The organism is Bacillus sp. FSL M7-1020 (genome assembly GCF_038050415.1).
Classification (GTDB): Bacteria; Bacillota; Bacilli; order Bacillales; family Bacillaceae_G; genus Bacillus_A; species Bacillus_A toyonensis.
The window spans coordinates 216,944-232,836 of record NZ_JBBOTW010000001.1; the positions used below are offsets into that span (position 1 = coordinate 216,944).

Genomic DNA, 15,893 nt, shown 5'->3' on the forward strand with positions numbered 1-15,893 from the left:
GAGAGAAAATGATGAAAGAGCAATTAATACCAATTCAATGGAAAGATGATGCTTTAGTTTTATTAGATCAAACGTTATTACCGAACGAAGTTGTCTATGAATCTTTCAAAACAGCTGAAAGTGTGTGGGATGCAATTCAAGTCATGAAAGTGCGAGGTGCACCGGCGATTGGGGTTTCAGCAGCGTATGGTGTGTATTTAGGGGTAAAGGAATTTGCTGAAAGTACGGTAGAAGGATGTATTGAAGAAGTAAAAAGGGTATGTGCATATTTAGCAACATCAAGACCGACGGCAGTAAATTTATTTTGGGCGCTGGAAAGAATGGAAAGTGTAGCGATAGATAATGTTCACTTATCGATTGCACGGTTGAAAGATAGATTGTTAGAAGAGGCAAAAGAGATTCATAGAGAAGATGAAGAAATTAACCGTCAAATTGGAGAACATGCATTAACATTATTCCATGATGGCATGGGATTATTAACTCATTGTAATGCAGGTGCGTTAGCGACGACTAAGTATGGTACTGCGACAGCTCCAATGTATTTAGCGAAAGAAAAAGGATGGGACCTTAAAATCTACTCTGATGAAACACGACCTAGATTACAAGGTTCAACGTTAACAGCATTAGAACTACAGCGAGCGGGAATTGATGTAACAGTCATTACCGATAATATGGCAGCTATGGTCATGTCACAAGGGAAGATTGATGCGGTAATCGTCGGCTGTGACCGAGTAGCAGCAAATGGTGATGTAGCAAATAAAATTGGAACATTAGGCGTATCTATTTTAGCTAAATACTATAACATTCCGTTTTATGTAGCAGCACCAACACCGACAATTGATTTAAACACACCGACAGGAAACGAAATTCCGATCGAAGAAAGAGATGCTTCTGAAGTAATCAATCGTTTCGGACAATATTCAGCTCCGAAAGGAAGTAAAGTATACAATCCAGCATTTGATGTTACGCCACATGCAAATATAACAGCAATTATTACGGAAAAAGGGATTGTAAAGGCACCGTTTACGGAGAATTTAAAAAATCTATTTTAGTAAATAGGTATATAGTCAGTCATCATAAGCTTCATACTTAGGGGGATGTATATGTTATTACAAAAAGAAAGAGAAGAAATTGTAGCGTACGGAAGGAAAATGATTTCTAGCGGTTTAACAAAGGGGACCGGCGGAAATATTAGTATTTTCAATCGTGAACAAGGCCTAGTTGCAATTAGCCCAAGTGGTTTAGATTATTATGAAACAACGCCCGTGGATGTAGTTATATTAAACTTAGATGGTGAAGTAGTAGAAGGTGAGAGAAAACCGTCAAGTGAACTAGATATGCATCTTATTTATTATAGGAATCGTGAAGATATAAATGCGCTCGTGCATACACATTCACCTTATGCGAAGACGATTGCATCATTAGGGTGGGAGCTTCCTGCTGTTTCATATTTAATTGCTTTCGCAGGCCCGAATGTACGCTGTGCACCGTATGAAACATTTGGTACGAAGCAATTAGCAGAGGCTGCTTTTGAAGGCATGATTAATCGCCGTGCAGTATTACTTGCGAACCACGGTTTAATTGCAGGTGCAAATAATATAAAAATGGCATTTACTGTTGCGGAAGAAATTGAGTTTTGTGCGCAAATTTATTATCAAACGAAAAGCGTCGGAGAACCGAAGTTATTGCCAGAAGATGAGATGGAGAATTTAGCGAAGAAGTTTGAAGGATATGGGCAGCAGTAGAATGAAACGAAAACACCCTCAAGATTGCACTCTTGAGGGTGTTTTTTATGCTTTCTTAAGCAATAAATACATAAAGTAAGGAGCACCAATTAAAGCAACGACAATACCTGCCGGAATACCGTTAGGCTCAACGATGTTTCGTCCGATTGTGTCTGCTAATAGTAATAGCCATCCGCCGATTAAAAGGGCGATAGGCATGAAGATTTGATGTCTTGGGCCTACTAAAGATTTTGCGATATGAGGAGCCATCAGCCCGATAAAGCTAATTCCTCCTGTTACGGAAACTGCTGCAGCTGCAAGTGCAACGGCTGCAATTAATAAGTATCTGCGTTCTTTTTCAATTTCAATTCCAACGCCGATTGCGACTGGTTCGTTTAATGCTAAAATGTTTAATCGATTTGCTTTATAGAAAACAAATGGAATTAATACGATTAACCATGGGAGCATTGCGAAAATGAAGATCCAATCATCTCCCCAAATGTTTCCGGCAATCCATTTGGCGATAAAGTCGACTTTCATACGATCAGCAGATGAAATAAGGACAATCATTGCTCCAGATAGTGCAAATGAAAAACCGATACCGGTTAATGTTAATCGTATTGGCTGAAGCCCTGTTGATTGACTATATGAAAATACGTAAATTAAAACAGCTGTAAGAAAAGCCCCGATAAATCCAACGACTGGTAGTAAATAAAGAAATGAACCTACATCTATTGGAAAGTATAAAAAGAAAATAGAAACAGCAACACCAGCACCAGAGTTAATCCCGAGAATACCAGGTTCAGCTAAATCGTTACGTGTAATGCCTTGAAGGATAGCACCTGATAAAGCGAGTGCCATACCAGCTAATACTGTAATGATAATTCTAGGTAGTCTTAAAGAATATAAAACGAATTCTTCTTTAAATGAACCTTGTCCCATTAGCGTTGGGAGTAGTCGATCATAAGATAAAGATGCTGAACCGAGTCCCATTCCAATTACAATGGTTGTAATAGTTAGTATAAGTAATGCGAGTATAATAAGACGTTGTTTTCTTAAAATAGATGGCATCATGAGAATGTTTTTCCTCCTTTGCGAACAATGAATAGGAAGAATGGTAATCCTACAATTGCGACGATAGCAGCAACGGGTGTTTCATACGGAGCATTAATTGTACGTCCGATTGTGTCTGCAAGTAACATAAAGGAAGCACCAGCAATTGCTGACATCGGAATAATAAATCGGTAATCTGGACCAACAATAGGACGCACCATATGAGGTATCATTAAACCGATAAATGCCATATTTCCGACAAGCGCCACAGAAGCACCAGCAAGTAAGATAATAATGATAAACAAAATTGTTTTAATAACAATGATTTTTTGACCGAGTCCAACAGCAACTTCTTCACTGAAACTAAGGACTGTCAATTTTCTTGCAAATAAGATAGCGATAAAGATACTTATTGAAATGACTGGAATAATAATTTTCAATTGACTCCAAGTAGTTCCAATCACCCCTCCAGCAGTCCAAAGTGATACATCTTGTGAAATTTTGAAGTAAATGCCGACTCCTTCTGAAATTGCGAGTAGAAATGCTGAAACTGCAGCACCTGCTAATACAATTCGAAGAGGAGAAAGTCCGCCTTTTTTCACCATACCAATTCCAAATACCATAATTGCCCCAACCGCAGCCCCGATAAAGCAAGCTAATGTTAAGTACAGATAGCTTATGGAAGGGTTGAAAGCAAGTGTTAGTGCAAGTGCAGCATTTGCGCCACCCGTTAGCCCAAGTAAGCCAGGGTCTGCAAGGGGGTTTCGTGTTAAACCTTGCATAATTGCCCCAGAAACGGCTAGTCCAGCCCCTACAAAAATAGCAGCAACTTCACGTGGTAAACGTATTTCACGAATAATAGATATTTTGTCTCCTTGAGCCGAGGAAGTGAGTGCTAACCATACGTCTTTTATAGAAGTATCTGCAGCCCCTAATACCATTGCAACCATAAAAATTAGAAAGAATGCAATTATGCTCAAAATTAGTTTGTATGTAAAAGCTATAGAACGTGGATTGTCATGATCTTTTGTCATTCGTTTCACATCTTTTCTGTTCATAGAATAAAGGAAGAGGAATTCTTAAATTAAGAATTCCTCATTTTTGTATTATTTACCAAGAAAGCTTTTCTTGAAGAAGTCTAGTTGGAAATCTAATGTAAGTGGATCATTGAAATAGAATTCCATCATGTTTGCTTCGTATACGCGATTATTTTTTACTGCTGGAATGTTTTTGTATGATTCTGTCTCTTGGAAGGAGTTATCAGTATCTTTGTTTTTACTTACGATTAAGTAATCACCAGCAAACTCAGGTAATACCTCAGTAGATAATGCGTAGTAACCTTCTTTTAAAGCTTTTTCTTTTACTTTTTCAGGCATTTTTAATTTCATTTCTTGGTACAGAATTTCTGTTCCGCGGCCCCAGTTCTCCCCGTATACATAAAGCTGTTTATTGAAGTTTTCAACAACAGATACTGTTGCATCTTCACCAATTTTTGCTTTAATTTCTTTACCAGCTTCTTGTGCACGTTTCTTGAAATCATCAATCCAAGTTTTTGCTTCTTTTTCTTTGTTTAATAACTTACCGATTTCTAAATGTTGTGTTAAGTAATCAACTTTTCCGTAAGTGTATGTTACAGTAGGAGCAATTTTCTTTAACTTATCGACATTTTTAATATTTGATAAACCAATGATTAAATCAGGGTTTAGTTCAGCGATTTTTTCAACATTTTCATCTGATACTTCAGCAGCATCTTTAAGTTTACTATCAAAACGTGGGTTTTGTTTCGACCATGAATCTACCCCAACAACATTTACTCCTAATGACATTACGTTACCAGCGAATGCTGATAAAACAACAACGCGTTTTGGATTTGCAGGAACTTCTACTTTACCATTTTCAGATTGGTATGTAATTGTTTCTGATTTACTACCTTTTGCATCGTTCTTTTTGTCTGTAGAGCCGTTGCTACAAGCACTCATAACAAGAACGAAAAGAACTGTTAGTGAAATAAATAACTTTTTCATCGTCTTTCTCCTTTAACGTAGATGTATGTGTATACAATAATTTGTTTAACTGCAATCTTTTTGAAAGAGTAGTGGTAATGCAAAATAATTTATTAAAAATCTTGAATGTGAGATTTCACAATATAGTATTAACCATATTAATGAAAGAAGATGTAATCTCAATTTGCTAATTATTAACAAATTGATAATGATTATCACTATTGATTCTTTAAATAATATAATTTTATATAGGTGTATTGTCAATAGTAATTTTGATTGTAAATTTTGCGGAAACAGGTTATATTTTATTGAGAATGATAATCAATGATTGATAGCTGAGGAGTGAGCACGAATGAATCGAGAAGAATTGTTTGATGTAACTGTAATAGGCGGAGGACCTGCAGGGCTTTATTCAGCTTTTTATAGTGGACTTAGAGAGATGAAAACGAAAATAATAGAATTTCAACCACAGTTAGGTGGAAAAATACATGTTTATCCGGAGAAGATGATTTGGGATGTAGGAGGGCTATTGCCAGTTACAGGTGATAAATTAATTGAACAACTTGTACAGCAAGGGCTAACATTTAAGCCGGAAGTTGTATTAAATACAAAAGTAGAATCAATTATTCGTAATGAAGATGGAACTTTTACGTTAAAAACAAGTACTGGCGAAGAACATTTTTCAAAAACAATTATCGTCGCAACTGGAAGCGGTATATTGAAACCGCAAAAGTTATCGATTGAAGGTGCGGAGCGATTTGAAGTATCGAATTTAAATTATACAGTTAAATCTTTAATGCGTTTCAAAGATAAAACGATCATTATTTCTGGTGGAGGAAATTCTGCCGTTGATTGGGCGAACGAATTAGAACCAATCGCGAAAAAAGTGTATGTAACATATAGAAAAGAAGAATTATCTGGTCATGAAGCACAAGTAAAACAGCTAATGAACAGCTCAGCGAAGTGTTTTCTGAATACATCGATTACAAAATTAATTGCTGGTGATAATCATGAAGCGATTGAATATGTAGAATTAACGAATCATGAGACAGGTGAAGTTTCTCATTTACCTATTGATGAAGTTATTATTAATCATGGATATGAACGTGACATTACATTATTAGAAAATAGTGAGTTGGACGTTGCGATTATAGATAATTTTTATATTGCAGGTAATGCAAATAGTGAGTCTTCTGTAGATGGATTATATGCTGCGGGAGATATTTTGAAACATGATGGGAAATTGCATTTAATTGCGGGAGCATTCCAAGATGCTGGAAATGCTGTGAATAAAGCGAAACAATTTATTCAGCCAGATGCAAGTGAGTACGGAATGGTTTCTTCGCATAATGAAGTATTTAAAAAACGAAATCGAGAATTGATAAAGCAAATGATGAAATAATAAAGTGAAACTTTAATCAGTGGGGGCTATCCTGCACTGATTATTAACCTTCACCAATCGGGCTTTTACTACCCACAAATAGCCGGATAAAGGTACAAGTATACCCCCATTTACTTCTCTATTCAAATAGACGAGAGATGTAAATGGGGGTTTTCCTGTTTACTATATTTTCAATCATTATTATGACACCGGTTTCATCAGTTCATATGACATGAACATTTTATTTGTAAATCAGTCTAGAAAACAATGAATCTATGTTTTGTTTACGCTGTTCCTTTTGCTCGTTCATTAGGAAATGGCATATTTAGTATAGAAGCAATGTATTGTTTTCCATGTTTTCGAGCCAATGATTCTAATATTTGACGAACGCGTTTTGTAAGATGGCCTTGTTTTTTTATCGCTTCACAATATGCGTCGTAGAAAGCATATTTAGCCCATAGAAAATCATCTTGTTGGAATAAGAAATGATTTTTGTACCATTCACCAATTGTATGATAACAATTGTTTTCGTGTATTGCTACGCCTTGAGAAAGAATACGATCAGATAAAGATGTAGTTAAATGAGAAGTTGTATTTTCTGTTTCAACTTGTAATGTTTTTTCTAACATTGTAATGATGTGACGAGTAGCCATATGTTAACTCTCCTTTGTGTAAATGGGTGATACCATTCTATATTTAAAAAAATACTTACTATATTATTATACAATATATGGAATGGTTCTACCTGCTTTTTAAACTGCATTTACAAAATCTTTTTTATTTGTTTACAAAAATAAAGTAAGATACAGTATATATGAAAAAACAATAAAGGAATGAACGCATTGTATATAACAATAGAAGAAGCTGCGGAGTATTTGAATTTACCAAAATCGTATATTGAAGAGCTAATTCAGCAAAAGAAAGTTCGTGCGCTATTCGATGGAGAGCAATATTTATTAAATAAAGAACAATTCAACACGCATTTAGAACAAATGGAGAAATATAAACAATTAGTGGAAGAAATATTAAACGAACCAATTCCAGAAGATATGGACGTTAAAGACGAAGACTAAACTTTAGGAAATCCCGTATGAAGATATGCAGAAATGTATCTTCATACGGGATTTTTTTATCTAAAGACATCAAAATCCTAAGGAGCCCTCAGGATTTCTTAGAATTTTGATAGGTAGTAGTCTACCATGTTAAAAGCATATTTTTTTCGAGCTAGGACAAACATAGAGAACGTAACCTGTACAGATACATATACTATCAGTGCAAAAGCTTATAAATTAATGGAAGGGGTTTTCTCGTGAGTTTATTTCATTGGGATTTTTTGAAAGACTTAATTGGATCTTATGTAAGAGTGAACAGAGGTGGACCAGAATCTCAAAAAGGAACAATAGTATCATTAGGTGCGGACTACTTCGGATTAGAGAATGAAAAAGGAGAGAGCCATTACTACCAGCTTCGCCATCTGAAAAGCATTACCCAAAATACGAAAGATGGTGGAGTAGGTGATTTAGAATGGGTGGAAGAAGACATTGCAGAAGACTTTGAAACGCTACTTCAAAGCTTCAAATACCGCTGGGTGAAAATTAACCGTGGTGGACCAGAGAAAATTGAAGGTATTTTACAAGATGTTTCTGGCGGTTATGTAACATTGATTATTAAAGAAGAAGTTGTATTAATTGCACTATCTCATATTAAGAGTGTTAATTATAATGCACCAGTAAGTGGAGAGAGTAGTGATGAGAGTAGCGATGAGAAAAGTAATGAAAACAGCAATAATTCAGGTCGCGCTCGTGCACAAAGACAATCAAGTAGAGGAAGATAATAAGAAAGGAGGGTACAAAATTGGAGAGTGTATTATGCTGTGATCAAATCAAAGGTTTAGTTGGTGAGAATGTAAAAGTAAATCTTCGTGGACCGGAAAGTCGAGTAGGTGTACTGTCATTGTTAGGAAAAGATTACCTTACACTACAATTACCTCATGGAGAATTAGTGTATTATCAACTGAAACATGTGAAGAGTCTAGTCAGAAAAGTGAAAGAGGCACAAGGAGAATATGGTTCATGTTTTTATGCGGAAGAAGATACTTTTTTAGATGCATTAAATGACTTGAAGTATAAATGGATAAAGATTAATCGTGGTGGACCAGAGTGTGTGGAAGGTTTATTAAGTGATATACATGATGGAAATATTACACTAGTTAATGGTGATGAGGTCATTTATGTGATTAATTCCCATATTAAGAGTGTGAGTCAAATAGTTAAAAACAAAAAGAGTGAAGAAGAATAATGTTTAATAAATAAAAGGGGCATTATGATTGAAAATGAAGAATGATTTCATATTTCTCTGTAATTATTTTTGGATATATGAAAAAGGGTTTCTTACTATTAAAAAACAGAACATTGCCCCTGATTATTTTTAGAATAAAAGAAAGGGAAATTGTAATTTCATAGGAAGGAGGATATAGATGAATGAGTTACACAAAAGTATTGGAGAAAATATATATGTTAAATTAATTGGTGAAAAGAGATTTAAAGGCGTATTAATCGATGTAGGAAATGATATTGTTGTTCTTTACAATGGACAAGACTACGTATATATATCTTTATATCATATCCAATATTATAAGTTTTTAAGACCATATGATGAAGAAATATTAAAACCTGATGTAGATTCTGTAATTAAAAGGGAATCTCCTTCAATTTCTTTGAGGAAAGTATTAAGCACATCTAAAGGGATTTTCACAGAAATTTATGTAGCAGGTAATGCTCCAATACATGGATATGTTACAAGTGTAATGAACGATTATATTGTTTTTTATAGTCCAGTCTATAAAACTGTATATATATCTTTAAAGCACTTAAAATGGTTAATTCCGTATAAAGAAAACCAAGTGCCTTATTCCCTCAATAAAAATGAACTCCCCGTAAATCCATTAAATATTACGTTAGCTCGAACGTTTGAGGAGCAACTTATTAAAATGTATGGAAAGATTATGGTGTTCGATTTAGGTGAGGAATCCAATAAAATTGGAAAAATGGCGAAGATCGATGAAGGACATATTGAAATACTAAAAGCGCGTGATGCAAAAATGTATGTGAATATTCAACATGTAAAATCTGTCCATTGTCCGTAGGCTAGTTGAAAGGGCTGGCTTTTTCTTTTATATGCAGAAGGAAAGGTCGGGCCTGTTTGTTTAGTTCGATTTGGATATGAGGGGAAAAATGAATTGAATATAAATTATGTTAGTATGATTTTTGAAGAGGCAATCTTGTGCTAAATTATAAAAAATATGTACGAGCCACCTTTTGATGTATTCAATTTATTTTTTGAGGAAGAACTGCTCAACTAATTTACTAAAGGGGTTTTATTTGTGGAGCCGTTTCCAAATTCGTTATCGATTACATTACTTGGTAGTGCTGGTGGAGCAGCGAAGGCAGTTTTAGCAATTTTAAATCAAGCGATAGCAAATGAAAAAGATCCAATTTATGAAGTGATAAAGAATGTTACATTTCATTTGGTTGATATAAAACAAAAAGATAGGGCTTATTATGATGAGTTGTTTCCAAATTTGAAAGGTCATTTGTCATTATATGAAATAGACCTTCAAGATGTAGTGAAATTTAAACAGCATTTAACAGAAAAAAGTACGAGTGTTGTTATTGATGTTTCGGGTGCAGATACGATCAGGGTACTGAGCTGTTGTAATGAACTTGGAATCTTTTATATTAATTCAGCTTTGGAAAATGAGGCAGTAGATCAGGACGATAGTTTACTTGGATTTCAGCTTACGGAACGATATACGAGGTTTGAGAAAGAGAAAGAAAAATTTACAAATACAAAAGCGATTATAGGTTCAGGTATGAATCCAGGTGTTGTTCAATGGATGGTTGTTGAACTTATGAAAGAACGGCCGAATGAACAGCCACAAGCATGCTATATTGTAGAACATGATACGTCGTTTTTGAATGATACGGCACTTATAAAGCCGTATACACTTTATACGTCATGGGCAGTAGAGCGATTTCTAGACGAAGCGATATGGAGTTATCCGATGTATATGAGTCATCATCGTCCTCTTTATTTTTATGAGGATGTATATGCTTCAGAGTATAAAGTGAAGTTAGGAAAAAGAGAGTTTTATGGTTGCTTAATGCCACATGAGGAAGTTTTAATTTTAGGGAAAAATTTCAACATGGAAGTTGGTTTTCTTTACCGAATTAATGAGTATACAACAAATGTAATTAGACAGAACTTAGATAAGGTAGAAGATTTATGGAACTGGAATCGTAAAGTATTCAATCCAGCGGAAGAAGAGGTTGCAGGAGAGGATCTAGTAGGTGTATTACTCGTTTATGAAAATGGCGAGACGTATATGTATAACGTAATGAATAGTAGCCAAGTTTTTCATAAATATAAAACGAATGCAACTTACTTCCAAGTAGGGTGCGGAATTTATGCAGGTTTGTGTAGTTTACTTTTAGATCACTTTGGACAAGGTGCTTATTATGTCGAGGAATTATTATTAAATACAGAAAGTAAGTACGGTGAATATTTAAATTTATATATGAAGGATTTTGTAATAGGGCATAATGATTTTACGGATGGACTGCTACATGATAGGGTCAGATGGATATAAGTTGTGACTAGAAAGGAAGGAGAAGTCTCCTTCCTTTTTAGTATTATAAGGTTACGTATTGCCCTGAAAGCAATTTCATACTTATAATTTAAGGAGATAACGGTGGGGATTTTTTTTCGTATCGATCAAGGGGAGTTTTTATATGAACAAATACAAGAGCTTGATTTATGAAGAAAGAAAAGCTTTAAAGGTATTTATATTATTATTCTATATTATATTTTTTTCATATGACGCTATATATTATTTTGTATATCCTGCTATGAATATTAATGGAACAACGGTAGGATGGCCAGAAGGAAGCCTTGGGATAGGCGTATATATATTTGTAATAGCATTATTCCCTATTTCAATGTATCTTCAAAAAAGAGGTTATGTATATTCTATAAAATATTTATTTTTATTTGGCTACATGTTTATCAATCTTATAAATAATTTAATGATTTATTTGCGAACGGATAGAGCTTTTGAACATGGTAGTATGGTAGAAATGTTATTAATTTTATTTGCACCGGTTTTCGTGAACAGAAAATATTTTTATTTAGTTTCCTTTAGTGTAATTGGAAAGTACGTACTTTTTACATTGATACTACAAGATCTAAAAGTTGTGATTCCGCTTGTCTTATGTGTATTCTATTTCATTATTTCACATTCTTTGTTGAAACGATTTCAATCTTATGTAAGAACGGTTGTTGAAATGATGAACAATATGAAAGAGACGGAAAATTTAGCTGTAATTGGGACTATGTCTACAACAATTGCGCATGAGATCCGAAATCCATTAACGGCTTTGAAGGGGTTTACGCAAATGCAAAAAGAAAGAAACCCTGAAGATATGATGAGCTATGAAATAATGTTACAAGAAATTGAGAGAATTAACGGATTTGTTAGCGAATTGATGTTATTAGGAAAACCGAAACCAACAAATTATGAATGGTGTAACATACGGGAAATCCTTTTATATGTTGTGCAGTTAATGGAAAGTTATGCGAGTCAATATAAAGTGAAAGTTTATTTGCAAATAGATGGAAACTTACCCGTTATAAACGGTGATGATAAACAATTAAAACAAGTGTTGTTAAATATTATTAAAAACGGAATAGAATCAATGCCAGAAGGTGGGGATATTCATATTCGGGCATATGAAAAAACTAAGGGGTATTTGTGTATTGCTGTCGAGGATCAAGGATTTGGTATAGAGGCAGGAAAATTAGAGAAGATTGGAAAGGCTTTTTACACAACGAAGGAGAATGGTACAGGGCTTGGTTTAATGATTACATATAAAATTATTAAAGAACATCAAGGGAGTATCACGATTCAAAGTAGTATGGGTGTGGGAACGAAAGTGGAAATTTATTTACCGACGATGTAGCGAAGTAGAAGAAAATATTTTTCAGAAAAGTGTTCTTCTTGTGTAAATATAAACATTTAATAAAATGTTTCAAGAAGGGTTTTTTTTATAAAATACTTCGTTTATAATGGAGGAAAATATCGACATGAGATTGGTTACTCATGTAACGGTTCGGTAGTGTTATGAAAAGAAAAGAAGGGGTGCCCGCGCATCCTTTTTTCTATGCAGATATGATGAAAGAGGTGGTATTGATGGAATTAACATTAAATTCGACTGTATGCTTACACACGATTCAATTTCGAAAAGAGCAAAAGAATTATATTGTAAAAGATACAATTACAGGAGAAAAATATGAAATGCCGCCACTTTGGATTGATGCATTGGCAATGATGCGTGACGGTTTTTTATTGGGAGAAATTGAGGAGAAATTAAAAGAAGAGTATCCAGCAGAAGAAGTAAATATACTAGCATTCACGAGGCAACTGTTAGAGCTAGAACTTGTTGGAATGGTAGATGGGGAAGAGATAGCTTGTACAAAGAAGAAAGAGAAAGATTATTTAGCTTGGGTACGTCCCCGGTTGGAACAATTTTTCCTTAATGTAAATAAAAAATATAGAAGCAAAGGTCAGTGATGATCTTTGCTTTTTTGTAGTCCATATTTTAAAAAATAACAGCGAATGCCCTTGCGAAAGCACCGTCACTATTTTTAATTTTTAAAGGTGCTGCTGAGAAAAAGAAACGTTTCGCTTTAATAGCATCTAGATTTGTTAAGTTTTCAATTAAGAAAATATTATTGCCTAACAGTATGTGATGAATGGGTGATGTTTCTGTCGTTACCTCATCGGGAGAAATAAAATCTAAACCGACTGATTTTACTTTTAATTCAACTAGTTCTTCAGCTAATTCTTCGGAAAGATAAAATGCTTCTTTCTCATAAGCTTCTGTATTCCATTTATTAGATAGATTAGAATGGAAAATGACAATATCGTCTTTTTTTATGCCGGCATTATGCAATACTTCTTTAGGGAGTTTTCTCTCTTGAACATGAGTGACATCGATGAGAACTGCTTCACCTACAAACTGATCAAGGGGCAATTGATCAATCGTTGTTGCACCAGAAATAAAATGCGCAGGAGCGTCGCAATGTGTACCGACATGAACGACCGAATGGAAATCTGTAACTTGATATCCTGTTTCTTCAACGCTTGTAATGGCTTCTAGTTGGATTGTTGGTGTTCCGGGAAATTGAGACATATTATTTTCAAACGTTTGTGATAGATCAATTACTTTCATTTTAAATACCTCCAATATATGTTTTTCAAATAATAAAAAGCCCATCTTTCATGATCAAGAAAGATGGGCTTTACATACTAGTTGCGTTTTATCTTCCAAAATGCAATGCATTTTGCAGGAATTAGCACCTATTCAGTTCTTATAAACTGAGGTTGCTGGGCTTCAAAGGGCCGGTCCCTCTGCCTCTCTTGATAAAGGTTTATTCAGTTTCGGAATTCGAAATATTCATGATATTTAAATTGTAATTCATTTCCTTTTTTCATGCAATACAAATTAGGTGTTCACCCAAATAAAGTTGCTCGCATATTGTAGCTTATGTAAGTAGACTGTTGCGAAGGAGTGAGTGCAGTGACAGGGAATGTGTTAAATTATTATGCTGGTGGTAATACAGCTAGAGGATTTCATAATTTATACGAAGAGAATTTAAAAGGGCTAGATAGGTTGTTTATTTTAAAGGGTGGTCCAGGAACGGGAAAATCTTCTTTAATTAAGGCAATAGGTCGTGAATGGGTTGAAAAAGGATATGATATTGAGCTTTTGCATTGTTCTTCTGATAATAAGTCGGTTGATGGGGTGATTATTCCAAAATTAAAAGTAGGAATTGTTGATGGAACATCACCGCATGTTATTGAGCCGAAAATGCCAGGAGTTATTGAAGAGTATATAAATTTAGGAGTTGCTTGGGACTCAGGTAAATTAAGAAAGCAGAAGGTAGAAATTGAACGGTTTGTATCAGAAGCGAGCAAGGCTTTCAAATCTGCTTACGGATGTTTTAAAGAGGCATTAGTTATACATGATGAGTGGGAGAAAATATATATTAATAACATTGATTTTAATAAAGCAAATGAACTAACAGATCAGCTAATTCAGAAATTATTTGCAGATAAAAAGGGGCAACAATCGATTGTGAAACATCGTTTTTTAGGAGCTGCTACACCGAAAGGAGCAGTTGATTTTGTTCCTAATTTAACAGAAGGATTGCCACATCGTTATTTTATAAAAGGACGCCCGGGCTCTGGAAAATCAACAATGCTCAAAAAGTTATCGAAGGCAGCAGAAGAAAAAGGTTTTGACGTTGAAGTATATCATTGCGGATTTGACCCGAATAGTCTTGATATGGTTATTGTAAGAGAATTAGGATTTGCAATTTTTGATAGTACCGCACCACATGAATATTTTCCAAGTCGCGTGGGTGATGAGATTATAGATATGTATGCTCTTATTGTTAAACCGGGGACGGATGAGAAGTATGCTACAGAAATTCGTGACGTTTCCATTCAATATAAAGCAAAAATGAATGAGGCGATGTCTTTCTTAGCAAAAGCAAAATCAGTTCGTGATAAATTAGAACGAATTTATATTGCTGCCATGGATTTTTCAAAAGTGGATGCATATAAAGAGGAAATTCAAAAAGAGTTTGAACGAATTACCGCTACTGTAATTGAAAAGAAAAAATAGTCTTTGTTAAACTGTCAGAAAAATTCTGGCAGTTATTTTAGTGTGTAGTAAAATTAATAGTATATTTGTCGAATTTCCAAGGAAATAATCAAAAAATGGGGATGGTATGAAATGAGAGAAAAAATTGAATTAGAGTTAGAAAGAATTGAAGAAGAGAATGATGTGAAAATTTTATTTGCAGTGGAATCGGGGAGTCGTGCTTGGGGATTTCCATCGAAAGATAGCGATTATGATGTTAGGTTTGTTTATATACATCCGGTAGAATGGTATTTATCAATTCATGATAAACGTGATGTAATTGAATATCCAATTAGTGATGACTTAGATATAAGTGGCTGGGATATTAAAAAGGCATTACAACTGTTTGCGAAGTCAAATCCAGCTTTACTTGAGTGGATTCGATCACCAATTTTTTATTCGAAAAACTCTAACTTTCCAGAGCAGCTTCAGCAAATGAGTGAAAAGAATTTTGATCCAAAAGCAACGATATATCATTACTTACATATGGCTTCAAAAAATTATCGTGAATTTTTGCAAGGCGAGAATGTAAAGTTGAAAAAGTACTTTTATGTATTACGTCCTATTTTAGCTTGTCAGTGGCTAGAAGAGAAAGGGACATTACCTCCAGTAGAATTTAATCGTTTGATTACAGAACTATCTATAGAACGTAGTGTATTGAATGAGATTGAGAAGTTGTTAATAAAGAAAAAAGCGGGTACGGAATTAGATGTTGGATTGAAAATTCAAGTGTTAAATCAATTTTTAGAAGAACAAATTGATTATTATCAGCAATACGTGAAAGGGATTGAAAAGGGATTAGGGATTGATATTGAGAGTTTGAATACACTATTTAGAAATATGTTGTTTGAAGTAAATAAAAAAGAGCACAAGTAAATTTGTGCTCTTTTTTTATCCCGCTATTTGTGGGAGCCTTACTGCCCGTAAACGCCTGATTGGTGTGGACTAATAATCAGCTGGGGATGCA

At 34.4% G+C, this 15,893-nt stretch carries 17 protein-coding genes and 1 riboswitch; of the genes, 12 read left to right on the forward strand and 5 right to left on the reverse strand.

From position 1 onward, the window contains the following. Window positions 1-8 precede the first annotated feature (8 nt). A complete protein-coding gene (mtnA, locus tag MHB70_RS01080; RefSeq protein ID WP_002047071.1) occupies window positions 9-1,052 on the forward strand; it encodes an S-methyl-5-thioribose-1-phosphate isomerase in 1,044 nt (347 codons plus the stop codon). Between the two features lie 51 nt (window positions 1,053-1,103). Continuing rightward, on the forward strand, window positions 1,104-1,745 hold the full coding sequence (locus MHB70_RS01085; protein ID WP_000926572.1) for an L-fuculose-phosphate aldolase: 642 nt from the start codon (window positions 1,104-1,106) through the stop codon (window positions 1,743-1,745). A gap of 45 nt (window positions 1,746-1,790) precedes the next feature. Here MHB70_RS01085 and MHB70_RS01090 read toward each other — a convergent pair whose 3' ends face one another. From MHB70_RS01090 to MHB70_RS01100, 3 genes are read right to left on the reverse strand one after another with little or no spacing between them, the layout of a single operon-like run. Then, on the reverse strand, window positions 1,791-2,798 hold the full coding sequence (locus MHB70_RS01090) for a FecCD family ABC transporter permease (RefSeq protein WP_000982878.1): 1,008 nt from the start codon (window positions 2,796-2,798) through the stop codon (window positions 1,791-1,793). Beyond that, on the reverse strand, window positions 2,795-3,835 hold the full coding sequence (locus MHB70_RS01095; protein ID WP_002105669.1) for a FecCD family ABC transporter permease: 1,041 nt from the start codon (window positions 3,833-3,835) through the stop codon (window positions 2,795-2,797). Before MHB70_RS01095 ends, MHB70_RS01090 begins: the two co-directional genes overlap by 4 nt. Window positions 3,836-3,883: 48 nt before the next feature. Continuing rightward, a complete protein-coding gene (locus MHB70_RS01100) occupies window positions 3,884-4,801 on the reverse strand; it encodes an iron-hydroxamate ABC transporter substrate-binding protein (protein ID WP_000732566.1) in 918 nt (305 codons plus the stop codon). 331 nt (window positions 4,802-5,132) lie between these two features. Here MHB70_RS01100 and MHB70_RS01105 point away from each other — a divergent pair, with 331 nt between their 5' ends. Next, window positions 5,133-6,182, forward strand: coding sequence for an NAD(P)/FAD-dependent oxidoreductase (locus tag MHB70_RS01105; protein WP_001078288.1), 1,050 nt, complete (start codon window positions 5,133-5,135; stop codon window positions 6,180-6,182). A gap of 263 nt (window positions 6,183-6,445) precedes the next feature. Here MHB70_RS01105 and MHB70_RS01110 read toward each other — a convergent pair whose 3' ends face one another. Next, complete coding sequence (locus MHB70_RS01110; protein ID WP_000235486.1) at window positions 6,446-6,814, reverse strand: hypothetical protein; 369 nt, start codon at window positions 6,812-6,814, stop codon at window positions 6,446-6,448. A gap of 180 nt (window positions 6,815-6,994) precedes the next feature. On the opposite strand from MHB70_RS01110, the gene MHB70_RS01115 reads away from it, so the two are divergent. The 7 genes from MHB70_RS01115 (at window position 6,995) to MHB70_RS01145 (ending at window position 12,789) form a co-directional block, all read left to right on the forward strand. Further along, entirely contained in the window at window positions 6,995-7,234 is a 240-nt protein-coding gene (locus MHB70_RS01115) for a helix-turn-helix domain-containing protein (RefSeq protein WP_002037874.1), read from the forward strand. Between the two features lie 236 nt (window positions 7,235-7,470). Further along, the gene (locus MHB70_RS01120; protein ID WP_000051642.1) at window positions 7,471-7,995 is read left to right on the forward strand and encodes a hypothetical protein; all 525 of its coding nucleotides are present in this window, start codon (window positions 7,471-7,473) and stop codon (window positions 7,993-7,995) included. A 20-nt stretch (window positions 7,996-8,015) separates the two neighbouring features. Continuing rightward, a complete protein-coding gene (locus MHB70_RS01125) occupies window positions 8,016-8,459 on the forward strand; it encodes a hypothetical protein (protein ID WP_061529443.1) in 444 nt (147 codons plus the stop codon). Window positions 8,460-8,637: 178 nt separating this feature from the next. Continuing rightward, window positions 8,638-9,306 (forward strand): hypothetical protein, encoded by a 669-nt coding sequence (locus tag MHB70_RS01130; protein WP_001003899.1) that lies wholly within the window; start codon window positions 8,638-8,640, stop codon window positions 9,304-9,306. A 237-nt stretch (window positions 9,307-9,543) separates the two neighbouring features. Beyond that, window positions 9,544-10,809: a hypothetical protein gene (locus tag MHB70_RS01135; RefSeq protein WP_000433167.1), complete on the forward strand. Its 1,266-nt coding sequence runs from the start codon at window positions 9,544-9,546 to the stop codon at window positions 10,807-10,809. Between the two features lie 142 nt (window positions 10,810-10,951). After that, complete coding sequence (locus tag MHB70_RS01140; RefSeq protein ID WP_001046090.1) at window positions 10,952-12,178, forward strand: ATP-binding protein; 1,227 nt, start codon at window positions 10,952-10,954, stop codon at window positions 12,176-12,178. A 230-nt stretch (window positions 12,179-12,408) separates the two neighbouring features. After that, complete coding sequence (locus tag MHB70_RS01145; RefSeq protein WP_000424106.1) at window positions 12,409-12,789, forward strand: hypothetical protein; 381 nt, start codon at window positions 12,409-12,411, stop codon at window positions 12,787-12,789. A gap of 28 nt (window positions 12,790-12,817) precedes the next feature. On the opposite strand, the gene MHB70_RS01150 is transcribed toward MHB70_RS01145, so the two are convergent. Continuing rightward, entirely contained in the window at window positions 12,818-13,450 is a 633-nt protein-coding gene (locus MHB70_RS01150) for a cyclase family protein (RefSeq protein WP_061529442.1), read from the reverse strand. An 85-nt stretch (window positions 13,451-13,535) separates the two neighbouring features. Continuing rightward, window positions 13,536-13,648: riboswitch (SAM riboswitch) on the reverse strand. Between the two features lie 150 nt (window positions 13,649-13,798). On the opposite strand from MHB70_RS01150, the gene MHB70_RS01155 reads away from it, so the two are divergent. Together MHB70_RS01155 and MHB70_RS01160 are read left to right on the forward strand one after the other, a co-directional pair. Further along, on the forward strand, window positions 13,799-14,908 hold the full coding sequence (locus tag MHB70_RS01155; protein ID WP_000147480.1) for a PRK06851 family protein: 1,110 nt from the start codon (window positions 13,799-13,801) through the stop codon (window positions 14,906-14,908). A gap of 111 nt (window positions 14,909-15,019) precedes the next feature. Then, complete coding sequence (locus tag MHB70_RS01160) at window positions 15,020-15,802, forward strand: nucleotidyltransferase domain-containing protein (RefSeq protein ID WP_001208227.1); 783 nt, start codon at window positions 15,020-15,022, stop codon at window positions 15,800-15,802. Window positions 15,803-15,893 lie beyond the last annotated feature (91 nt).